Source organism: Cupriavidus sp. FW305-46 (genome assembly GCF_058787075.1).
In genome coordinates, this window is record NZ_JBYSZI010000012.1 from 24,581 (window position 1) to 44,931 (window position 20,351).

Annotated in this window: 19 protein-coding genes; 14 read left to right on the forward strand and 5 right to left on the reverse strand. The window is 66.3% G+C overall.

Translation table 11 applies throughout. The features are described 5' to 3' along the window. The first annotated feature begins 3 nt into the window (after positions 1-3). The 3 genes from AC3WON_RS08125 to AC3WON_RS08135 are packed head-to-tail and all read left to right on the forward strand — an operon-like array spanning position 4 to position 3,288. The gene (locus tag AC3WON_RS08125) at positions 4-1,308 is read left to right on the forward strand and encodes an amidase (RefSeq protein ID WP_492351575.1); all 1,305 of its coding nucleotides are present in this window, start codon (positions 4-6) and stop codon (positions 1,306-1,308) included. 15 nt (positions 1,309-1,323) lie between these two features. Then, positions 1,324-2,640 carry a M20 family metallo-hydrolase gene (locus AC3WON_RS08130; protein WP_492317326.1) on the forward strand — a complete coding sequence of 439 codons (1,317 nt, stop codon included), beginning with the start codon at positions 1,324-1,326 and terminating at the stop codon, positions 2,638-2,640. A gap of 57 nt (positions 2,641-2,697) precedes the next feature. Beyond that, positions 2,698-3,288: a helix-turn-helix domain-containing protein gene (locus AC3WON_RS08135; RefSeq protein ID WP_492317325.1), complete on the forward strand. Its 591-nt coding sequence runs from the start codon at positions 2,698-2,700 to the stop codon at positions 3,286-3,288. Between the two features lie 75 nt (positions 3,289-3,363). On the opposite strand, the gene AC3WON_RS08140 is transcribed toward AC3WON_RS08135, so the two are convergent. Continuing rightward, the gene (locus tag AC3WON_RS08140) at positions 3,364-3,567 is read right to left on the reverse strand and encodes a hypothetical protein (protein ID WP_010812739.1); all 204 of its coding nucleotides are present in this window, start codon (positions 3,565-3,567) and stop codon (positions 3,364-3,366) included. Between the two features lie 142 nt (positions 3,568-3,709). Here AC3WON_RS08140 and AC3WON_RS08145 point away from each other — a divergent pair, with 142 nt between their 5' ends. Further along, positions 3,710-4,018 carry an EthD family reductase gene (locus tag AC3WON_RS08145; protein ID WP_492317324.1) on the forward strand — a complete coding sequence of 103 codons (309 nt, stop codon included), beginning with the start codon at positions 3,710-3,712 and terminating at the stop codon, positions 4,016-4,018. Positions 4,019-4,093: 75 nt separating this feature from the next. On the opposite strand, the gene AC3WON_RS08150 is transcribed toward AC3WON_RS08145, so the two are convergent. After that, entirely contained in the window at positions 4,094-4,663 is a 570-nt protein-coding gene (locus AC3WON_RS08150) for a phasin family protein (protein WP_492317323.1), read from the reverse strand. Positions 4,664-5,683: 1,020 nt separating this feature from the next. On the opposite strand from AC3WON_RS08150, the gene AC3WON_RS08155 reads away from it, so the two are divergent. The 3 genes from AC3WON_RS08155 (at position 5,684) to AC3WON_RS08165 (ending at position 7,129) form a co-directional block, all read left to right on the forward strand. Then, positions 5,684-6,058 (forward strand): PHA-granule associated protein 4, encoded by a 375-nt coding sequence (locus AC3WON_RS08155; protein ID WP_492317322.1) that lies wholly within the window; start codon positions 5,684-5,686, stop codon positions 6,056-6,058. A 249-nt stretch (positions 6,059-6,307) separates the two neighbouring features. Next, on the forward strand, positions 6,308-6,511 hold the full coding sequence (locus tag AC3WON_RS08160) for a cold-shock protein (RefSeq protein ID WP_010812734.1): 204 nt from the start codon (positions 6,308-6,310) through the stop codon (positions 6,509-6,511). Between the two features lie 177 nt (positions 6,512-6,688). Beyond that, positions 6,689-7,129 carry a hypothetical protein gene (locus tag AC3WON_RS08165; protein WP_492317321.1) on the forward strand — a complete coding sequence of 147 codons (441 nt, stop codon included), beginning with the start codon at positions 6,689-6,691 and terminating at the stop codon, positions 7,127-7,129. 96 nt (positions 7,130-7,225) lie between these two features. On the opposite strand, the gene AC3WON_RS08170 is transcribed toward AC3WON_RS08165, so the two are convergent. Then, positions 7,226-7,564, reverse strand: a complete 339-nt coding sequence (locus AC3WON_RS08170) for a penicillin-binding protein (protein WP_492317320.1) — start codon at positions 7,562-7,564, stop codon at positions 7,226-7,228. Between the two features lie 167 nt (positions 7,565-7,731). Next, on the reverse strand, positions 7,732-8,679 hold the full coding sequence (locus tag AC3WON_RS08175) for a pseudouridine-5'-phosphate glycosidase (RefSeq protein ID WP_492351576.1): 948 nt from the start codon (positions 8,677-8,679) through the stop codon (positions 7,732-7,734). A 255-nt stretch (positions 8,680-8,934) separates the two neighbouring features. On the opposite strand from AC3WON_RS08175, the gene AC3WON_RS08180 reads away from it, so the two are divergent. From AC3WON_RS08180 to AC3WON_RS08210, 7 genes are all read left to right on the forward strand, one after another. Next, positions 8,935-9,702 (forward strand): ParA family protein, encoded by a 768-nt coding sequence (locus tag AC3WON_RS08180; RefSeq protein WP_492317437.1) that lies wholly within the window; start codon positions 8,935-8,937, stop codon positions 9,700-9,702. Between the two features lie 212 nt (positions 9,703-9,914). Then, positions 9,915-11,903: a thioredoxin domain-containing protein gene (locus AC3WON_RS08185; protein ID WP_492351577.1), complete on the forward strand. Its 1,989-nt coding sequence runs from the start codon at positions 9,915-9,917 to the stop codon at positions 11,901-11,903. Positions 11,904-12,750: 847 nt separating this feature from the next. Next, positions 12,751-13,614: a branched-chain amino acid ABC transporter permease gene (locus AC3WON_RS08190; protein WP_492317317.1), complete on the forward strand. Its 864-nt coding sequence runs from the start codon at positions 12,751-12,753 to the stop codon at positions 13,612-13,614. Between the two features lie 13 nt (positions 13,615-13,627). Further along, positions 13,628-14,659 carry a branched-chain amino acid ABC transporter permease gene (locus AC3WON_RS08195; RefSeq protein ID WP_492351578.1) on the forward strand — a complete coding sequence of 344 codons (1,032 nt, stop codon included), beginning with the start codon at positions 13,628-13,630 and terminating at the stop codon, positions 14,657-14,659. Further along, positions 14,652-15,416 carry an ABC transporter ATP-binding protein gene (locus tag AC3WON_RS08200; RefSeq protein ID WP_492317315.1) on the forward strand — a complete coding sequence of 255 codons (765 nt, stop codon included), beginning with the start codon at positions 14,652-14,654 and terminating at the stop codon, positions 15,414-15,416. The genes AC3WON_RS08195 and AC3WON_RS08200 overlap by 8 nt, the downstream gene beginning before the upstream one ends. Then, a complete protein-coding gene (locus AC3WON_RS08205; RefSeq protein ID WP_010812719.1) occupies positions 15,403-16,110 on the forward strand; it encodes an ABC transporter ATP-binding protein in 708 nt (235 codons plus the stop codon). The genes AC3WON_RS08200 and AC3WON_RS08205 overlap by 14 nt, the downstream gene beginning before the upstream one ends. A 114-nt stretch (positions 16,111-16,224) precedes the next feature. Continuing rightward, positions 16,225-17,397 carry an ABC transporter substrate-binding protein gene (locus AC3WON_RS08210; RefSeq protein WP_035824303.1) on the forward strand — a complete coding sequence of 391 codons (1,173 nt, stop codon included), beginning with the start codon at positions 16,225-16,227 and terminating at the stop codon, positions 17,395-17,397. 103 nt (positions 17,398-17,500) lie between these two features. On the opposite strand, the gene AC3WON_RS08215 is transcribed toward AC3WON_RS08210, so the two are convergent. Beyond that, the gene (locus AC3WON_RS08215) at positions 17,501-20,350 is read right to left on the reverse strand and encodes a DUF6600 domain-containing protein (protein WP_492351579.1); all 2,850 of its coding nucleotides are present in this window, start codon (positions 20,348-20,350) and stop codon (positions 17,501-17,503) included. Position 20,351: the final 1 nt, after the last annotated feature.

A 20,351-nucleotide genomic window follows, 5' to 3' on the forward strand; every position in this document is an offset into this window, starting at 1 on the left:
GCGATGGACGACTTCCTCGATCTTCCGGTCCGCACCCTGGCGCAGATGGTGTCCCGGCGCGAACTGAGCGCCGAAGCGGTGGTCCGTGCGGCACTGGCCCGCATTGCGGCGCAAGACTCAGGCATTCTGGCCTGGCAGCATGTGGGTGCCGACACCGCCCTGGCGCAGGCGCGGCGGCTGGATGCCGGCGGCGCGTCAGGCGCGTTGCCGGGCGTCCCGCTTGGCGTCAAGGACCTGATGGATACCGCCGACATGCCGACCACTTATGGTTCGCCGATATACCCCGGACATCGGCCGGGCGTGGATGCGGCGGCGGTGGCACTGGCCCGGTCGGCGGGCGCGGTCGTGGTCGGCAAGACCGTCACCACCGAATTCGCCACGTTTCAGCCGGGGCCGACCCGCAACTCGCGCGCGCCGGCGGACAGGCCCCGCACCCCCGGCGGTTCGTCGAGCGGATCGGCCGCCGCCGTCGCCGCAGGCATGGTGCCGCTGGCCTTCGGCACACAGACCGCGGGATCGATCATCCGGCCGGCCGCCTATTGCGGCGTGGTGGGCTACAAGCCCACCCATGGCACGCTGCCGCTGGCCGGCATCAAGCCACTGGCACCGAGCCTGGATACGGTGGGCGTGCTGGCCCGCCGCGTGGACGACGCGGCCCTCTTCATCGGCACCCTGGCGCGCGATGCCGCGGTAGCGGACGCGTCCACGCTACACCACGCGCCGCTGCGCATTGGCATTTGCCGCACGCCGCATTGGGAACGCGCCAGTGCCGATACCCAAGCCGCGCTGGACACCGCGATCCGTGCGCTCGAATGCATCGGTGGCACGGTGCGCGACTTCGACCTGCCGCAGGCTTGCCACGGGCTGACTGAAGCCCAAATGGACATCATGGCATTCGAGGCACTCGCCGCATTCGCGCCGGAAGCACGCGAGCACGCAGAAGGCTTCAGCGCGGCTTTCGCGCGCCAGCTCGAAGCGGGCCGCGCCGTCACCGGCCAGCGCTTCCACTTCGCGCTGGCCCACGCGGAAGCGGCGCGCACGGCGTTCAACATGGCGATGGCCGGATTCGACGTCGTGCTGGCCCCGAGCGCCGAAGGCGAAGCGCCAGCTGGCCTGGGCGCCACCGGCGATCCAATCTTCTGCCGCATGTGGTCGCTGCTGGGCACCCCGTGCGTCCATGTGCCGACGGGCACCGGCGCCACCGGCATGCCGGTTGGCGTGACCGTGACCGGGCCGCGCCATGCCGATGCCCGCGTGCTCGGCGTGGCTCATCGCCTTGAGCAGGCGCTTGGCACCAGCCTTGCCTGATATCTGGAGACCAAATTGACCGTATCGAACCCGCCCACCCTCGTCAACGCACAAGCCATTGCCGAACGCGCGCAGGATCATGTGGGCGCCGGGCGCCTGGCCGCATCGCTGGCAGCCCTGGCCCGCTTTGGCCTGCGCCACGACGGCGGCGTTTCCCGCGAAACGCTGACCGCGACCGACCTGGCCGCCCGGCGCCACCTGATCGACCAGGCACGCGCGCTGGGCTGCACCGTCGGCATCGACGATTGCGGCAACCTGTTCTTCCGCCGCCCCGGCCGCGAAGACCTGCCGCCGGTGCTGACCGGCAGCCACGCCGATACCCAGCCGGTGGGCGGCAAGTACGACGGCGCGTACGGCGTGCTGGCCGGCCTGGAAGTGATTGCTGCGCTCAACGCGGCCGGCATCGAGACCTTGCGCCCCATCGAGGTCGTGTCCTGGACCAACGAGGAAGGCAGCCGCTTCGGTCCCGGCGCGATGGGTTCGAGCGCCTTCGTCGAACCGGCCCGGCTGGCAGGCTATCGCGACGTGGCCGACGCGGCCGGCATCCGCTTCGGCGAGGCGCTCGATGCCGCGCTGGCGCAAAGCCACGACGTGAACAGGGTGCCGATGGCGCGGCCCATGGCGGCATGCGTCGAACTGCACATCGAACAGGGGCCGGTGCTGGAAGGCGCAAATGTGCCGCTGGGCGTGGTCACCGGCATCCAGGCGGTGCGCTGGTTCCGCGTGGAATGCACGGGTACGATGGCCCATGCCGGCACCACGCCGATGGCGGTACGATGCGATGCGATGGCCGCGGCCGTGGCCATCGCGCAAGACCTGTACGCGCTGGCGCCGCGCCATGCGGCCGCCCCCGGCACTCCCGAACTGCGCCTGACGCTGGGCCGCTGGAGCGTGGCGCCAAACTCGGTCAACACCATTCCCGGCCACGTCACGTTCACGGTCGATATGCGCTGCCTTGACGACGCCGCGCTGGACCGCGCCGAAGCGGCACTGCGCGCGGCGTGCGTCAGGCATGCGCATGCGCCCGAAGCGGTTACGGTCACGCGCTTCTTCCATCGCGAGCCGACGCATTTCCCCGAGGCCATGCTGGGCACCATCGAACGCGCCTGCGCGCGTGCCAGCGGCAACGCCGGCCGCGCGCTGCCGATGCGGCTGACCTCCGGCGCGTTCCACGACGCCATGTACCTGGCCGACCATTGCCCCACGGCGATGATCTTCGTGCCGAGCAAAGGGGGCATCAGCCACAATGCCGCCGAAGATACGGCAGGTGCCGACCTGTTCCTTGGGGCCCAGGCACTGGCTTACACTGTCGCCGAACTGGCCAGCCGCTGAACACATTGACGTACGGCGCCTGGCGGCCGATCCAAGTCCAATCAATTCCGAGCCTGCATGGCAAAGACCGAGCAACCCACACCTGAAGCGGCCGACAGCAAGTCGGCCACCCTGACGCTTGGCGTCAAGCTGCGCCACGCCCGGCTGGTGGCCGGCTACACGCTGCTGCAGCTCGCCGGGAAGGCGGGCTGCTCGGAAAGCCTGATTTCAAAGATTGAGCGCGGGCTGGCCACCCCGTCGTTTGCCACGCTGCACCGGCTGGCCGTGGCGCTGGACACCAATATCGGCGCGCTGACCAGCGACGGGGAGCCAAACCAGTCGCCGATCCTGCGGCATGGTGAACGCCCTGTGATCCGGGCCGGCGGCGTCGCGCTCGAACGCGTGGTGCTGCCCAAACGTGGCGGCCTGCTCCAAGCCAACATCCACATCGTCTGGCCTGGCGAGGCCAGCGACGGGCAGATCGAGCACCAGGGCGAGGAAGTGGGCTACGTGCTCGAAGGACAGCTCGAACTGATGCTCGGCGACGACGTCTACCTGATCGGCCCGGGCGATGCTTTCACGTTCTCCAGCCAGGTGCCGCATGGCTACCGCAATGTGGGCGACGTGGTGGCCAGGGTGCTGTGGGTGAACTCGCCAGCCACCTTCTGAGACAGGTGGGACGATCGAAACGATTTGGCCTAGCCGCAAAAGGCTGCAAGCCGGCCTTGGTGAGTTCGGAAGGGTTCAGCCGTGATCATCTACCCACGCTTTCGCCCAGGCAATGCCGGCTGCCGCAGCACGCTCAAACGAGGGGTAGTACCCCAACGGATCCGATCCCTCCTCGATGCGGCCGTCCTTCTCAACCGCACCGGATGCCTCGAACGATCCATCGCCAAGCTGCTTGGCAAAGCCGCGGACGATGTAGCCCTGGTAGCTTTCGATTGTCATGACGACCTCCGCTTCAGATAGGAAAATCGTAGCATGAAGAAACTGGCCAGCCCGATCCTCTGACAGAAATGGGTTCACCCGCTATAGGGACGATACACTTGCAAGCTTGCGCTATATCAAACCCACGTTTTGAGGAACAACGATGGCAAAGCTAATGGTGCTTTACAAGAAGCCTGCGGACACGGCGGCGTTTGATTCATACTACTTCTCGACCCATATTCCGATCGCAAAGAAGATCACCGGCCTGCGACGCTACGAGGTCAGCAGCGGCCCGGTTGCAAGCCCGGCCGGTGCTTCGCCGTTTCACCTGGTTGCGGTGCTGAGCTTCGATTCGCTGCCGGCGCTCCAGCAGGCGATGGCTTCGCCTGAGGGCGCCGCAGCAGCAGCTGACCTGGCCAATTTTGCCCAGGCCGGCGTTGACATGCTTATATTCGACACGAAGGAAGTTTAGGCCGGCGGCGGTGCAAAGCACATGACCGCCCCCAGCGCTCCACCTCGTCTGGCTCCCTCAGGAGCCAAGGCCGACTTAGTTCGCAGCTGCCTTTGAGGCGTGGGATGCACGACGTTGCATGCCTTTCGAGGCCACCTGCGCAGCAGTATTGAAACTGCTCTCGGCCACTTGCGCGGCCTGTTTTACCGTCGTTTGCATCGACTCATAGAGCGTCGTGGTCGCGTTGACGGCCTCCTGCCAGGCAGCAAATGGCGCCGCCGCCGTGCCGGCAGGTGTTTGGTTCACCACGCTGCCAAGGAAGTCGTTCAGACCCTGCTTGCCTGCCGTGTATTGAACCTCGGCGACTTTCTCGAACTCCGCCCGGGTGGCGGCGAGGATTTCGTACAGTTGACGGCGATACGCCAATACATTGGCGGCCGCGGGTTGGAATAGCTCGATTTGCAGTTCGACCAGTTCTTGCGGGTCCTTGACTGAAAGCGCCTTCTTTGCGCCTTCTCGTGAATCAGCCAGCGCCGTCTTCATCGTCTGCAGATTCAACTCCAGCAGTTTTTCGAAGCCCTCAAAGGCCTTGCCGGTCAGCCCGGTCAAGGCTTCGATACCTGCCATCTGGACCTTCATGAATTGCTCGGGGGACCACTGAGTCATGTTGCGTCTCCTAAGTGCGACCCGCCACCTGAGCCATCCGATGGAGCTCCGACGGGACGGAAATCGAGTGGATAACGATTGCTGCATCGCGACTCTGGCAGGCCACGCCGATCAGGCGAAAGCGCACCAACGCCGGCAGGCGCTACCAGCTAAGGCATACGCTCATAAGGAGGCCTGGCGAGCTCGACCTTCCCTTGCGCGAACTTGGTCGACGGCCTTCAGAAAAGCGTAGCCCTGGATTGTCACCCGAGGGCGGCTGTGGTTTGGCCCGAGGCGCTCAAGCGTAACCAGTTGATGCGCGAGCAGCGCGTCCATATCCGCGCGGTCAAGCTCCATTGGGTCGGAGCTGCCGCTTACCAGCACAAGCGTGGCGAATTCATGATGACTCAGCACAGTCGTCTCCCAAGCTGTAGGTGTACTTTTGCTACGGGACTTCACTACCGTCCGCGACAGTCGGCCTGAGTTGCACAGGCCGCTTGTTTCGCCTCGGACGCGAGGTTCTGGCTGGCGGGTGCTTGGTCTCGCACCCGGAACGTTCATCTTAGTTGCTCGCCACCTTGTGTTCAATACGATTGGAAGCATGTCTGCCGTAATCCCCGGCATTTTTTCCTTTGCCAAAACGTGCGCGGCGGCGGCTCAACGAATATCGCAACATGATATGCATCCAGGTTCAGGAGCAGCCATTCGCCGACCGGCCGGACGGCTTGCATTAGCACCACTCGCCGAGGTCTGCTACCAATATGTCGCTACTGGGGAAAAGGCGTTGAGCTTCAGGCCGAATGGGGACCGCTCGGTGTCAAAAAAAGAACCCGCGTCGCCGGAGCGGTTGCGCGGGTGGTAGCAGGACTACAGGGCGATTCTATATTGACTTAGATTTTTCTTACGTCAGAATTAAGCTGGATCTTGACTCCAAATCTGAAGCCAAGAGTCAAGGTGAGCGGGGCGACGTTGAGTTGAGTTCAGTAGCACGTTGAACCAGACCGGCGACCCGCGCGCGGGAGGGTGTGAGTGGAGGCAGAAATGACAACGGCTCGGGCTGGAACCAAAGGGGAAGCCATCAGGCTCCTGGAGGCAGAGGGGGTCGCGCTGGTCGAGCTCGACTATGAGTCAGGTTGGCAGGATGCGATTGAGCTCGGGCGCCTTGGTAACAAGGTAGGGATACGGGTGGAATATCGCGGACACGAGAGCATTGCCGTGAAGTCCCTCGCGGCGCTCATTGCCGGCCTCAGCCGGCCGAAGGTGTCCTTCCGGCAACGGAACCTTTACTGCCAGTTTGCATTGGACCAGCTCGCAGCCAACGAGCTGGTTGCCCTGGAGACCAAGGCCATGAAGGCCGGCGACTACATCCTGGCCGGGCACCTGCTGCGGGACGTCGATGCCGTTTGGTCTGAGTAAGGCTGGATCGAGGGGATTTTCCCGGATTCCGCGGTCGGAAATTTGCGCACTCAGCCCATACCGCGACTCGCCCGCCTCATCATCTGCGCTCCGACCCAGAGGTTAACCCGCAGATGCTGCCCGCCCTCCTCTTCGGTATGCTAGGGTTTCGGCGCGCCGTACCGCGTTCAACCATATTTTGGCGACGCGGCGATTCCGGGGCGGGGTTTCTCAACACGCAACCTGTGTGCACCAAATTTCGAGGACGAGATGGCGACTGGCATCGTGAAATGGTTTAACAGTGAAAAGGGCTATGGGTTCATCACGCCGGATGATGGCGGCAAGGACTTGTTTGCGCATCACAGCGAAATCCAGGGCACCGGGTTCAAATCGTTGGAGGAAGGTGCGAGAGTGGAATTTGAAGTGACGCAAGGTCAGAAAGGCCCACAAGCGTCAAAGATTCGCCCGCTATAGTCGCCCTGCGCCGCATGACGGCCTGAATTGAAAAAGCCCTCCACGAATTGTGAAGGGCTTTTCTGTTTTCCGGCTCGTGGCGGCTCCATCCCGGGGGTCGCTGTTTCCTGCGCCACGGACCGCTCCGTGTAAACTCCCCCATCGGCGGATCGCCAACCATCCCCCTTGAGGAAAAACATGACTCGACAACCACTTCGTGCGCTGTGCCTGACCCTGCTGCTGACCGCTGCCACCACACCGGCGCTGGCCGATGACCTGAAGAACGCCGTTGGCGGCGGCTTGGGCGGCGCCGCGGGCGCGGCCGTCGGTGGCGCACTGGGCGGCAGCACAGGTGCCGTGGTCGGCGGCGCGGTGGGCGGCGGCGCGGGCGGCGCGGTGACTGCCAACAAGAAGGAACGAACCGGCGCCATCGTGGGTGGCGCGCTGGGCGGTGGTGCCGGCGCGGCGGCAGGCAATGCCGTGGGCGGCCGAACCGGCGGCATCGTCGGTGCCGCGGCCGGTGGTGCAGCGGGCTCGGCGCTGGGCGGCAATGTGTCGCGCAACAACTATGCCGATGACCACAAGAACGGCAATCGCGGCAAGCACAAGGGCCACAAGAAGCATCGCCACCACGACTGAGCGCGGCGACGCGCGATGGCGCCCGTCATTTGGGCGTCCATCCCGTCGCGCCCTTGACGGCATCGCACGGCGGATTCTGGACGCCTCTGACGCCCTTCAGCGGCCCATGCGGCGGTTGTAGCTGCGCGAAATGCGCGCCATCAACGCCGGATCGTGTGCAGCCATGCCGTCGAATTCCACGCGCACGTGGCCGTCTGCCTGCTGGTGAACCCCGGCCATCACCGTCCTGGTATCCAGGCTGCCGACAACCACGCCATTGACCGGGTCCTCGACGCTGATCGCCAGGCCCTGGTCACGCATGGCCCCGGCAGCCGCCGTGAAGGTGCGATCGAAGCTGGCCGGCCCCATGACGGTAAAGGCGCCTGTTCCGGCCGGTTCCAATGTACATGCCGAAAGCGCCAGCATGGCGCCGCTGACTATTAGTGAGAGTCGCATGATGATGACTCCTGCCATCAGCCCCGGATCGAAAGTGTACGCGCTGCGACTTCAGGCGAGTCTTCCACTCGCTGATCGCTAAGACACAAGATTAGGCGACATTGGCGCACAGACACAGCTTGCCAGGTGCGCGCCCGCACCCTGCGGATGCCGGCCTGCTCACCTGGCTAGGCTGCGTCCGCCCCGCGCCCCGCGCGTGCCAATGCCAGCGCCAGCCTTGCCCCTACCTCGGCATTGTGTTTCACGAGTGCGATGTTTGCCGCCAGGCTGCGTCCGCTCGTCAGCGCCTTGATGCGAGCCAGCAGGAAAGGCGTCACGGCCTTGCCGGTGATTCCCTGCGCCCTGGCCTCGGCAAGCGCCTGCTGGGTCAGCGCGTCGATCTCCCCGGACGCCATCGCTGCCGCTTGCGGCACCGGTGTGCTCAACACCACGCCGCCCGCCAGGCCCAGGTCCCACTTGGTGCGGATGAAGCGTGCCTGCTCCGCCGCGTCGTCCAGCCTGAAGTCAGCACGAAAGCCGCTGTCGCGCGTGTAGAACGCAGCAACATTGTCTTGCTCGCAACTGAGCACCGGCACGCCGTGTGTTTCCAGGTATTCCAGCGTGAGTCCGATGTCCAGGATGGACTTCGCCCCGGCACAGACCACCGCCACCGAAGTCCTGGCCAGTTCCTGCAGGTCGGCCGAGATGTCGAAGGTCTCCTGCGCACCGCGGTGCACACCGCCAATCCCGCCGGTGACGAAGACCTCGATGCCCGCCAGCGCGGCACATATCATCGTGCCGGCCACGGTCGTGGCGCCGAGCCCGCCGCCGGCCAGCACGGCTGGCAGGTCGCGGCGGCTCACCTTGTGCACCCGCTCCGAGCGCCCGAGCAGCTCCAGCTCGTCGTTCGAAAGCCCGATGCGGATTCGCCCGCCAATCAGCGCGATCGTCGCGGGCTCGGCGCCCAGGTCGCGGATCAGGGCCTCCACTTTGCGCGCCGTGCGAACGTTCTCCGGGTAGGGCATGCCGTGGGCGATGATGGTGGATTCGAGCGCCACGAGCGGGCGGCCGGCAGCCTGTGCAGCGGCCACGGGCGCACTGAAGGTCAACCAGGAGCGGGCAAGGTCGGCAACCATGTCGATGCTTTCGGTGGCGTGAGCCGCATGGTGTGCAGCTCACGGCTGGTCCACGAGGTGCCCAAGCGCGGGACCACCTCAACGCGCCAATGGTACAGCGAGCAGGAATCGGACGGCTGACGCTGGCACCCGCCTGCCCGCAGGCGCCACCTCATCGCGGCCCCGGAATCGTTGTCATAGCCAGGCGGGGTGCTGCCGAGAACCTCACGCTAAGGTATGCTGCCGCCTTCGGATCGATTCTCTCCAGAGGGGCATATGCGGCGCGTCGTGTTCAATCAGAAGGGTGGGGTCGGAAAATCGACCATTGTATGCAATCTCGCGGCGATCAGCGCCAGCGAGGGCTTGCGCACCCTGGTCATTGACCTGGATGCACAAGGCAACTCCACCCAGTACCTGCTTGGCGCGCAAGCCGCGGAGGCAAGTCCGACCGCGGCGAATTTTTTCGAGACCTCCCTGACCTACAACTTCAGGCCGGTGGAATTTACGTCCTTTATCCACCCGACGCCGTTCGAGAACCTCGATGTGATGCCCGCGCATCCTGACCTGGATTCCCTCCACGGCAAGCTCGAATCGCGCTACAAGATCTACAAGCTACGCGACGCCCTGCTCGAGCTGGAGGCAGTCTATGACGCCATTTACATCGACACGCCACCGGCCCTGAATTTCTATACCCGCTCGGCACTGATCGCCGTGGAGCGCTGCCTGATCCCGTTCGATTGCGATGACTTCTCGCGCCGTGCCCTCTACACGCTGCTCGATAACGTGAAGGAAATCCAGCAGGACCACAACGACGGGCTGCAGGTCGAGGGGATCGTGATCAACCAGTTCCAGCCGCGAGCGAGCTTGCCGCAGAAACTGGTCGACGAACTGGTAAGCGAGGGCCTGCCAGTACTTGAATCGCGGCTGTCTGCATCGGTGAAGATCCGCGAATCGCACCAGCATGCCACCCCCATGATCCATCTGGATCCGCGCCACAAGCTGGCGCAGGAATACGTGGCGTTGCACCGCGAGCTGGCTGGCTGAAGAGTCGCCAAGACGCGCTGAAATCGGTTTCCCCACGCAATGGCACTGCCGGCGTGAGCCAGCGACATGCGCGCCCAGGCTATGCGGACATTGAACGACGGAATGCCTGATCCGGCACTCCCGGGCGCCGGCGTGGCAGTGGCGCGCTGATCGCTTGCCGGGGGCCTTGTTCTGCGCCACAGTTGTCCTACCGCACCAGGCTGGAGACTGTGATGGGAAACCGGCTCGCCTCAGAAACGTCACCCTACCTCCGACAACACGCAGAGAATCCGGTCGACTGGTATCCCTGGTGCGAAGAGGCCTTTCTCCGCGCCCGCGACGACGACAAACCGGTTCTGCTTTCCGTCGGCTACGCCGCATGCCATTGGTGCCATGTCATGGCGCACGAATCGTTCGAGAATCCCCGGATCGCCGGCCTGATGAACGAGCGCTTCATCAGCATCAAGGTCGATCGGCAGGAGCGTCCCGACCTCGACGACATTTACCAGAAGGTCCCGCAGATGATGGGACAGGGCGGCGGCTGGCCGCTCACGGTGTTCCTGACGCCGCAAGCAGAACCATTCTTCGGTGGCACCTACTTTCCGCCGGATGATCGCTACGGTCGCCCAGGGTTCGAGCGTGTGCTGCTGAGCCTGAGCGAAGCCTGGAGGCATCGCCGCCAGGAGCTGAGCAAAACTGTCGAGCAGTTTCGGCAGGGGTTCCGACAGCTAGACGAAGCGGACCCGGGCCGTGCCGCCACCGAGGTCGAGGACCTGCCCGCGCAAGCAGCCCGCGCCATGGCACGGAATACGGACCCGACCCATGGCGGGTTGGGCGGAGCGCCGAAGTTTCCCAACGCAAGCGCCTACGACCTCGTGTTGCGCATCCATCAACGTACCGGTGAACCCACCTTGCTTGAAGCGCTGGAGCGCACGCTCGACGGCATGGCGGCCGGTGGCATCCATGACCAGCTCGGCGGTGGGTTCGCCCGCTACAGCGTCGACGAACGCTGGGCGGTGCCCCACTTCGAAAAGATGCTTTACGACAACGGCCAGCTCGTCGCGCTGTACGCCAACGCCTACAGGCTGAGCGGCAAGCAAGCCTGGCGCCGTGTATTCGAGGGAACCATCGCGTACATCCTGCGCGACATGACGCACCCCGATGGCAGCTTCTATGCCGGCGAAGATGCCGACAGCGAAGGCGAGGAAGGCCGCTTCTATGTCTGGACACCGGCCGAGGTGAAGGCGGTGCTGGGCGAATCCGAGGGCGCCCTCGCGTGTCGCGCCTACGGCGTGACCGACAGCGGGAACTTTGAAGCCGGCAGATCGGTGCTCCACCGGGCGGTCACGCTGACTCCCCAGGAGGAGGCGCGACTCGAACGCTGGCGCGAGCGGCTATTTGCAGCACGTGCCCAACGCGTGCGCCCCAGCCGCGACGACAACATCCTCGCCGGCTGGAACGGTCTGATGATCCAGGGACTTTGTGCGGCTTACCAGGCGACCGGCAACGGAGCACACCTCGCCGCCGCAAGGCGTGCCGCCAGCTTTATCCAGGACCAACTCACCATGCCGGACGGCGGCTTGTACCGGTCCTGGAAGGACGGCACAGCCAGGGTGCCGGGGTTCCTTGAAGACTATGCCTTCCTGGCCAACGCTCTGCTTGACCTCTACGAGTCCTGCTTCGACAAGCGATACCTCGATCGCGCGGTCGAACTCGTGGCGCTTATCCTCGACAAGTTCTGGGACGACGGACTGTACTTTACGCCCCATGATGGCGAGCCATTGGTGCACAGGCCCCGGGCGCCGTACGACAGCGCCTGGCCGTCCGGCATGTCAGCCAGCGTCTTTGCCTGCTTGCGCTTGCATGAACTGACCGGCCAGGATCGCTACCACGAGCTTGCCGAGCACGAATTCCAGTACTACCGGACTGCCGCCACCGCGGCCCCGGCCGGCTTCGTGCACCTCCTGGCCGCCAGGGATTTCGCACAGCGCGGCCCGTTCGGGATCATTCTTGCCGGCGATAAGGCGGCTGCCGCCGCGCTTGTCGAGAGCGTTCACCGCACGTACCTCCCGGCACGCGTCCTCGCATTTGCCGAAGACGTTCCAGTCGGCCAGGGGCGGCACCCGGTCAACGGCCTGCCGGCGGCCTACGTGTGCCGGCATCGCACCTGTGCTGCACCGGTAACCAGCGGCCAGGCGCTCCTTGAGCGCTGCGTGGGGTAACTGTCGCGATGCTGCAGAGAGCGGCCGCCAGCAGCGTCCCGTCAAGACTCGGAATTTAGGAAGCACGACATTGCTGCAGCGGGCACCCAGCGTAATGGCCGATCGAAAACATCGTTCGCCACCAGCGGCGAAGGGTGGCCTCTTTACAGAACTGTCCTTCCTCTTGATTTTTAGGATTTTCTACACCAGCGCCCACGCGATAAAGGAAGCCGACCAGGCAACCGCCACGGCAGACGGAAGCCTGCGCGATGCTCTCAAAAAGAACGCAGGACGTGCTGGGCACGCAATCCGCAGTCGCATCAATGAAGTCAGCAACAAAGGAATGGCGGGCTGCTCTCCATGCAGGGAACGCATAGGGGTCATCGGCCTTGTCGATGGATGGCGGGGCAAGCCTCCGGGCTTACCCGGAGACGCGCCAACTGCTATTTCGCGGTGCGGAATACTCCGCCGCTTTCCTTGACGATGCCGCGACGCCTATGCAAAAGTCGGTGAAAACGAACGATCGTGCGGGAATACTCCCGACACCTCGTCACCGGGTCGCAACGCCGCCGTCCACGCCGACGCGGCCAAGTGCCCCGGCTTGCCGGGCGGCCAGCGTGCCGCATCGCACAGGAGACAACCATGCAGTACCTGCAACACGCATCTGCACACCCGCACCGTGACCGCCACGGCGCGCCCTGGGCCAGGCCATCCCGCCCGCGCATCACCGCGCGCGAGCCGGCGCTGCCGCCCGCCTGAGTTCCACCCCTGACTTCCTGACCGTGGCCGCGCCTGGCGCCGCCGCGACGGAACACGCACGGCCTTTGCCGCTGCGTGCCTGGTTTCCCGAACCGCACGAGGTACCCCTGTGGCATTGTTCCTTCAACAGTTCCTGAACGGCCTGACGCTGGGAGGCGTCTACAGCCTGGTGGCACTTGGCCTGACGCTGGTCTATGGCATCCTGCACGTGCCCAACTTCGCGCATGGCGCCTTCTACATGGCTGGCGCCTATGTGTCGTACTTCCTGATGACATCGCTGGGCGTGAACTACTGGCTGGCGATGCTGGGCGCGGCGCTGGTGGTGGCCGTATTGTCGATGGCTGCCGACCGGCTGGTGTTCCACCCGCTGCGCAACTCGCCCGAGCTGCACGACATGATCGCCGCGATCGGCATCCTGCTGTTCCTGGAAGCCGGCGCGCAGGCGCTGTGGGGCGCGGACTTCCACCGCATGCCCACGCCCTATGGCCAGATCGTCGACGTGTTCGGGCTGACCGCACCGCTGCAGCGCCTGCTGATCATCGGCGCCGCCTTTGCGCTGATGGTGATGCTGCACCTGTTCCTGACGCGCACCATGACCGGCGCCACCATCATGGCCATGGCGCAGAACCGCGAAGGCGCCGCGCTGGTCGGCATCGACGCCACCCGCGTGACCCTGCTGGTGTTTGCCATCTCCGGCGCGCTGGCCGCAATCGCGGCCACGCTCTACGCCCCGATCAACCTGGTCTACCCCAGCATGGGCAACCTGGTGATCACCAAGGCCTTCGTCATCATCATCCTGGGCGGCATGGGCAGCATCCCCGGCGCCATCGTCGGCGGGCTGATCATCGGCATGGCCGAGAGCTTCGGCGGCTTCTACGTTTCCACCGACTACAAGGACATCATCGCCTTCGTGCTGCTGGTGGTGATCCTGTCGATCCGGCCGCAGGGCCTGTTTGCCGGCAAGACGGCCTGAGGAGCACAACACAATGCAAGCACTGCAAGGAAAAACCGGCTGGACGCTGCTGCTGGCGCTGGCCATCGCCTTCCCGCTGATCACGCCCAACAGCTACTACCTGACCGTGATGACGCTGGCCTTCATCTATGCCATCGCCACGCTCGGGCTGAACCTGATCACCGGCTACACCGGCCAGCTCAACCTGGCCCATGGCGGCTTCATGGCCATCGGCGCCTATACGCTGGGCATCCTGACGGTGGACCACCAGGTGCCGTTCTGGCTGGCCTTCGTGCTGGCCGGCGTGATCTGCATGGTGCTGGGCTATGTGATCGGCGTGGTGTCGCTGCGCCTGAAGGGCCATTACTTCTCGATCTTCACCATGTGCGTGGGCTACATCATCTACCTGCTGATCGAGAAGTGGGAAAGCCTGACGCATGGCACGGTGGGCCTGATCGGCATCCCGGTGCCGGCGGCGATCGGGCCGCTCAGCTTTGACAGCGTGCAGGCGCAGTACTACCTGGTGCTGTTCTTCCTGGCGGCCGGCACCTTCCTGATGCACCGCATCGTCACCTCGCTGCTGGGCCGCAGTTTCATGGCGGTGCGCAACAGCGACGCCCTGGCCGAGGCGCTGGGCATCAACCTGATGCGCACCAAGGTGCTGTCGTTCGTGCTGTCGGTGGGCTACGCCGGCTTTGCCGGTGCGCTGTACGCCGGGCAGGTGCGCTTCCTGGGACCGGACATCGCGCGCACCGACCTGACCTTCGACATGGTGATGTCGATGCTGGTAGGCGGCATCGGCACCATCTTCGGGCCGCTGCTGGGCGCGGTGCTGGTGCCGTGGATCACGCAGTCGCTGCAGTTCATGCAGGACTACCGCATGCTGGTGTTCGGCCCGGTGCTGATCCTGCTGATCATCTTCGTGCCGGACGGCATCGTGGGTTCCTGGCTGAAGAAGCAGGCACGCAAGGCCGCGGCCGAACGGCGCGGCAAGCTGGCGGCGCAGCCCCCTGCACAACCCGCCACCGCTGTCCCGACCACCCGCGCCGGAGCCGACCATGCTTGAGATCCGCAACCTGACCAAGAAATTCGGCGGCCTGACCGCGGTGCACGATGTCTCGGTGACCCTCGAACAAGGCCATATCAACGCCATCATCGGCCCCAACGGCGCCGGCAAGACCACCTTCTTCAACCTGGTGGCTGGCACGCATGCGCCCAGCTCCGGCCAGATCCTGTTCAAGGGCCAGGACGTGGCCGGCCTGCGCGCCGACCAGATCGCGCGCCTGGGCGTGGCCCGCACCTTCCAGGCAACGGCGCTGTTCGACCGCGCCACGGTGCTCGACAACCTGATCGTCGGCCACCGCCTGCGCATCCACTCGGGCCTGCGCGACGTGCTGTTCAACACGCGCCGCCTGCGTGAAGAAGAGCGCCTGTGCCGCGACAAGGCCGAAGCCGCGCTGGACTTCGTCGGCCTGTCGCACCTGGCGCACGAGGTCGCCGCCGATATCACGCAAGAGGCGCGCAAGCGCGTGGCCTTTGCGCTGGCGCTGGCGACCGACCCGGAACTGCTGCTGCTCGACGAACCTGCCGGCGGCGTGAACCCGGAAGAGACCGTGGGCCTGGCCGAGCTGATCCGCAAGATGGTGCGCCATGGCAAGACCGTCTGCCTGATCGAACACAAGATGGACATGATCATGCGCCTGGCAGACAAGATCATGGTGCTGAACTACGGCGAGAAGATTGCCGAAGGCACGCCCGCGCAGATCCAGCAGGATCCGCATGTCATCGAGGCCTACCTGGGAGCCGACCATGTTGCAGCTTGAACGCGTCTCGCTGTCGTACGGCAGCTTCCGCGCCCTCGACAACATCACCCTGCACGCCGGCGCCGGCGAACTGGTGGTGCTGCTGGGCGCCAACGGTGCCGGCAAGAGCTCGATCTTCCTGGCGATGAGCGCGATCCACCGCATCAGCGGCGGCAGCATGCGCTTCGACGGGCGCGAGCTGTCGGGCATGAAGCCATCGCAGATCGTGCAGGCCGGGCTGGTGCATTGCCCGGAGGGCCGCAAGCTGTTCCCGGCGATGAGCGTGGAGAAGAACCTGGTGCTCGGTGCGTATGTGCATCGGCGCGACGGCGCGGGCATCCGCAAGACGCTGGAAGAAGTCTATGAACTGTTCCCGATCCTGCGGCAGAAGAAGGACGACCCGGCCGGCTCGCTGTCCGGCGGGCAGCAGCAGATGGTGGCGCTGGGCCGCGCCCTGATGAGCCGCCCGCGCGCGCTGTTGCTGGACGAGCCGTCGCTGGGGCTGGCGCCGCTGGTGGTCAAGCAGATGTTCGAGATCATCCAGCGCATCAACCGCGCCGGCACCACCGTGCTGCTGGCCGAGCAGAACGCCTACGCGGCGCTGGGGATCGCCCACCGCGCCTATGTGATCGAGAGCGGGCGCATCGTCATGGAAGGGGACCGGGATACGTTGCTGAAGGATGAGGGGATTCGGAAGGCGTATATCGGGGGGTAGCACCGGAATCACCGACTGTGTGCCCCCTCTCCCGCTTGCGGGAGAGGGGAGCAAGCCGAGCGGTCGTCAACGGATAGCAGACATAACAAGCGCAGTACTTTCAGGAGACAACACATGCAACACAACATCATGCGCCGTATCTTCCCGCTGGCCGCCACTGCGATGGCCGCCATGCTCGCCTCTGGCACCGCGCTGGCACAGGAAGTGGTCAAGATCGGCTATACCGGCCCGCTGTCCGGCGGTGCCGCGCTGTATGGCAAGAACGTGCTGTCGGGCGTGCAGATGGCGGTGGACGAGATCAATGCGTCCGGCCTGGAAGTCAAGGGCAAGAAGGTCAAGCTGGAGGTGGTGGCGCTGGATGATAAGTACTCGCCCGCCGAGGCCGCCATCAACGGCCGCCGCCTGGTGCAGCAGCACAAGACCCCGGCGGTGTTCGTCCCGCATTCGGGCGGCATCTTCGCCCTGCAGGCCTTCAATGAGCAGGAGAAGTTCCTGGTGATGGCCTACTCCAGCGTGCCGCGCATCACCGACGCCGGCAACAAGCTGACCATCCGCATCCCGCCCGCGTACACCGGCTATATCGAGCCCTTCGTCAAGGCGCAGATGAAGCGCTACGGCAAGAACGTTGCGCTGGCCCCGGCCGACCACGACTACGCCAAGGCCTGGGTGCAGGCCTTCGTGCCGGCGTGGGAATCGGCCGGCGGCAAGGTGGTGGCCAACAACCCGATGTCATACACCAAGGCCACCGACTTCTACAGCGGCGTGTCGCGCGCGATGAGCGAGAAGCCGGACGTGATGTTCGTCGGCGGCCCGTCGGAGCCGACCGCACTGGTGGTCAAGCAGGCGCGCGAGCTGGGCTTCAAGGGCGGCTTTATCGTGATGGACCAGGCCAAGATGGATGAAATGGCCAAGGTCACCAACGGCCTGGGCATGCTGGAGGGCTCCATCGGCGTGCTGCCGCTGGTCAATGACAGCCGCCCCGCCGCGCAGAACTTCAACGCCAAGTACAAGAAGCTGCATGACGGGCGCGATGCCACCACCGAGATGTCGCTGAACTACACCATGGTGTACGCGCTGGCCGGTGCGATGAAGCTGGCCGGCACCACCAGCGACGCGGCCGCGATCCGGGCGAAAATGCCCGACGCGGTCAAGGGCCTGGCCAAGGAGGTCAACCCCAACGAAGTCGACGGCATCGACGCCAAGGGCGGGTCGATGGCCGACACCATCGTCGGCTGGGTGCAGAACGGCAAGATCTCGCAGGTCCGGTTGTCGGAACTGGCGAAGTAAGCCAGGCCGCGGCGCCGCGCGCGGCACCGCGCAAGAACAAACCCCGGCAGGCCGCGAGGCCTGCCGGGGTTTTTGCCTTCCGCGCTCCGTCAAGCGGGCCGTGCTACTGCCGGCGATCGCCGTCGCGCCCGTTGCGCGCCTCCATCTGGCCGCGCTCTTGCTGGGCGCGCTGTTGCTGTTGCTGTTGCTGCTGCTGTTGCTGCTGGCGCTGCTGCTCCATCTGCTGCCGCTGGCGCTCCTGCATCTGCCGTTGCTGGTCCTGCTGGTGCCGCTGCTGCTCCTGCATCGCACGCTGCTGCTCCTGCGCGGCACGTTGCTGCTCCTGCATGTGACGCTGCTGCTGTTCCGCCTGCTGGCGCTGCATGGCCTGCTGCCGTTGCTGCTCCTGCACCTGGCGTTGCTGCTCCTGCATCTGCCGCTGCTGTGCCATCTGCTGGCGCTGGGCCGCCTCGGCCTGCCGCTGCTGCGCCTCCTGCATTTGCCGCTGCTGCTCGAAACGCTGGCGCTGCATCTCCTGGCCCTGCCGCTGCTGCTCGGCCATCTGGCGCTGGCGCTCCACCTGCTGGCGCTGCTGGTCGGCGGCCTGGCGTTGCTGGGCTTCGGACTGGCGCTGCTGCTCCATCTGCTGGCGCTGGATGTCCTGCGCCTGGCGTTGCCGCGATTCCTGCATCTGCCGTTGCTGCTGGGCTTCGGACTGGCGCTGCTGCTCCATCTGCTGGCGCTGGGCGTCTTGCGCCTGGCGCTGCCGCGACTCCTGCATCTGACGTTGCTGCTGGCCTTCCTGCATCTGGCGCTGTTGCTGGGCTTCCTGCATCTGCCGTTGCTGCTCGAAGCGCTGCCGCTGCATTTCCTGCGATTGCCGCGCCGGATCGGGACGGTCCTGTCCATCCGCCCACTGGCGCTGCTGCATGCGCTGCTGATCCTGCTGGCGTTGCTGGTCGCGGGCCTGGTCCTGCCACTGCCGTTGCTGGGCGTCGCGTTGCCGCGCCTCCTCCTGCTGTTGCCGCTGCAGATCAGGCCCCTGCCGCTGCTGCTCGCGCAGCGCGCGCTGCTGTTCCCGCTGCTGTTCCATCTGCTGGCGCTGCAAAGCCTGCTGCTGTTCGCGCTGCATGCCCTGCGCCTGCCGTTGCGGGTCGGCCGGTCCGCCCGGCTGGCCAGGCTGGCCAACAAAGCCGCGGGCTTCGTCGGGCCGGCTGCTCTGGCCGCGGCCGTTGCCGCGCCAGGGTTCGCCCGGGGCGTTCGAATAGTTGCGATCGCCGCGATCGCCACGCGCGGGACCATCGGCATCGCCGCGGCCGGCGCGCGGCTGCGGAGATGCCTGGTCGCGCGCGGCGATGGCTGCCTGGCTCATGCGCACATCGGGCGCGCGCTGCACCTCGCGCCCGGGCCGCCGTTCATTGCCGCCACGCCAGGCCGGGCCGGCGCCGGGCACCACCCCGCCCTCGCGCGCGAAGCGGCGGGCCAGGTCGTCCGTGGCGGGCCGCCCCGGCGGGCGGGCGGCGATGGCCTGGCGCTCGAAGCCAGGGCGGGCCTGCGGCGGCAGCGGCCGCATCGGGGCCGATCCCACCAGGCTGCCCTTGACCGGTGCCACCGGCGGCGCCCCCCTGGCCTCGCCTGCCGGCAGGTTGCGCCATTCGTCGCGATGCATGCCGCGCACCGGGCGGCCTTCGACGAAATTGCGTGCCGGCATGCCGGTGATGGCGCCGGGCACGTTGCGGTTGGCGTAAGGCGGCGGCCGGCGGTCGCCCATCACGATGTTGTTGACGGTGACGCGGTTGATGCGGGCGACATAGGTCGGGCTGGCGCGATAGACCGGCCGGTACGCGTCGCGCGGCCCCAGCGGATACCAGGCCACGCCCGGCCCGCTGCCAATGCGCACGCTCCAGTTCGGCCCGCTGGCGCCGACGAAGGCCACCACCGCGGGGGCGTAGCACGGGCGCACGCGCGGGCCCGGCACCCAGCCCCAGCGCGAGCCCACATAGGCCCAGCGGCCGTAGTGCGAGGGCGCGAAGCCCCAGGGCGCGTCATCGATCCAGGTCCAGCCCCACGGCGCGATCCAGGCCCAGTGCCCGACGCTGTAGGGCGCCCAGCCGGCGCTGACCACGCGCGGGAACCAGACCGCGCCGTAGCCGGGGTCTTCCTGCCAGTCGCCGTAGCCGTCCAGCGCGGCGTAGCCCGGCATCTCGCGCGGCACATAGCGGGCGGACTGCGAGGCGTCTTCGCGCGCGTCGCGGGCCGCGGTCCAGCGGTCGAAGGCGTCTTCCGGCGCGCCGCCGCCACCGGCGTCGGCCAGGTCGGTGCCGGCAAAGCGCATGCGGTCGCCGCGCTGCAGCTCGATCGAGCGGCTGTCACCGTAGACCACGGCGCTGCCGTGGCGCATGGTCACGGTGGTGGTGCTGCCGTCAGGCGCCACGTCCAGCCGGTAGTCGCCCGGCTCGCGCGGCACGAAGGCCAGGTTGGGGGTGTCGACCTCGACCGTCTGGCCCGGCGGCAGCGCGCGCACGCGCAGCTGCAGCGTGCCCTGGGTCAGCTTGACCTGCGTGGCGCTGTCGTCCAGGTTCAGGATGCTGGCCGCGGTGGCGCCGCCCAGCCGGACCGCCACCGTGCCGGCATGCAGCTCGGCACGGCCGCCGTAGTCCAGCCAGAGCCGGTCGCCGGTGGTGAAGGGCCGGTTCAGGCCTGCGGCAGCCCAGTCATCCGAGCCTGCCGGCGCAAAGCTGAGGTTGCCGTCGACGGCGGTCAGCGTGGCAATGCGCGAGGAAGGATCGGCTTGCTGGTACTGGCCGTCAGTCGCCGGCGCATCAAGATAGGCCTCGCCGGGGGGGCCGGCCGGCACCTGGGCCAGTGCAGCAGCCGCCACCGCCAGGCCGGCGGCGGCGGCCAGGGCCGTCAGCGCCAGCCTGCCACGGAATTGGCCACGAGCAGGGGGGACAGATTGGGAAGGATCGAACATG

What these genes read in the sequence shown, in the direction of transcription:
- AC3WON_RS08205 (WP_010812719.1), top strand. Translation starts at nt 15,403, where the DNA reads ATGTTGCAGCTTGAACGCGTCTCGCTGTCGTACGGCAGCTTCCGCGCC.
- AC3WON_RS08165 (WP_492317321.1), top strand. Translation starts at nt 6,689, where the DNA reads ATGACTCGACAACCACTTCGTGCGCTGTGCCTGACCCTGCTGCTGACC.
- AC3WON_RS08160 (WP_010812734.1), top strand. Translation starts at nt 6,308, where the DNA reads ATGGCGACTGGCATCGTGAAATGGTTTAACAGTGAAAAGGGCTATGGG.
- AC3WON_RS08195 (WP_492351578.1), top strand. Translation starts at nt 13,628, where the DNA reads ATGCAAGCACTGCAAGGAAAAACCGGCTGGACGCTGCTGCTGGCGCTG.
- AC3WON_RS08175 (WP_492351576.1), bottom strand. Translation starts at nt 8,679, where the DNA reads ATGGTTGCCGACCTTGCCCGCTCCTGGTTGACCTTCAGTGCGCCCGTG.
- AC3WON_RS08150 (WP_492317323.1), bottom strand. Translation starts at nt 4,663, where the DNA reads ATGACTCAGTGGTCCCCCGAGCAATTCATGAAGGTCCAGATGGCAGGT.
- AC3WON_RS08170 (WP_492317320.1), bottom strand. Translation starts at nt 7,564, where the DNA reads ATGCGACTCTCACTAATAGTCAGCGGCGCCATGCTGGCGCTTTCGGCA.
- AC3WON_RS08215 (WP_492351579.1), bottom strand. Translation starts at nt 20,350, where the DNA reads ATGTTCGATCCTTCCCAATCTGTCCCCCCTGCTCGTGGCCAATTCCGT.
- AC3WON_RS08145 (WP_492317324.1), top strand. Translation starts at nt 3,710, where the DNA reads ATGGCAAAGCTAATGGTGCTTTACAAGAAGCCTGCGGACACGGCGGCG.
- AC3WON_RS08185 (WP_492351577.1), top strand. Translation starts at nt 9,915, where the DNA reads ATGGGAAACCGGCTCGCCTCAGAAACGTCACCCTACCTCCGACAACAC.
- AC3WON_RS08135 (WP_492317325.1), top strand. Translation starts at nt 2,698, where the DNA reads ATGGCAAAGACCGAGCAACCCACACCTGAAGCGGCCGACAGCAAGTCG.
- AC3WON_RS08210 (WP_035824303.1), top strand. Translation starts at nt 16,225, where the DNA reads ATGCAACACAACATCATGCGCCGTATCTTCCCGCTGGCCGCCACTGCG.
- AC3WON_RS08180 (WP_492317437.1), top strand. Translation starts at nt 8,935, where the DNA reads ATGCGGCGCGTCGTGTTCAATCAGAAGGGTGGGGTCGGAAAATCGACC.
- AC3WON_RS08125 (WP_492351575.1), top strand. Translation starts at nt 4, where the DNA reads ATGGACGACTTCCTCGATCTTCCGGTCCGCACCCTGGCGCAGATGGTG.
- AC3WON_RS08200 (WP_492317315.1), top strand. Translation starts at nt 14,652, where the DNA reads ATGCTTGAGATCCGCAACCTGACCAAGAAATTCGGCGGCCTGACCGCG.
- AC3WON_RS08155 (WP_492317322.1), top strand. Translation starts at nt 5,684, where the DNA reads ATGACAACGGCTCGGGCTGGAACCAAAGGGGAAGCCATCAGGCTCCTG.
- AC3WON_RS08140 (WP_010812739.1), bottom strand. Translation starts at nt 3,567, where the DNA reads ATGACAATCGAAAGCTACCAGGGCTACATCGTCCGCGGCTTTGCCAAG.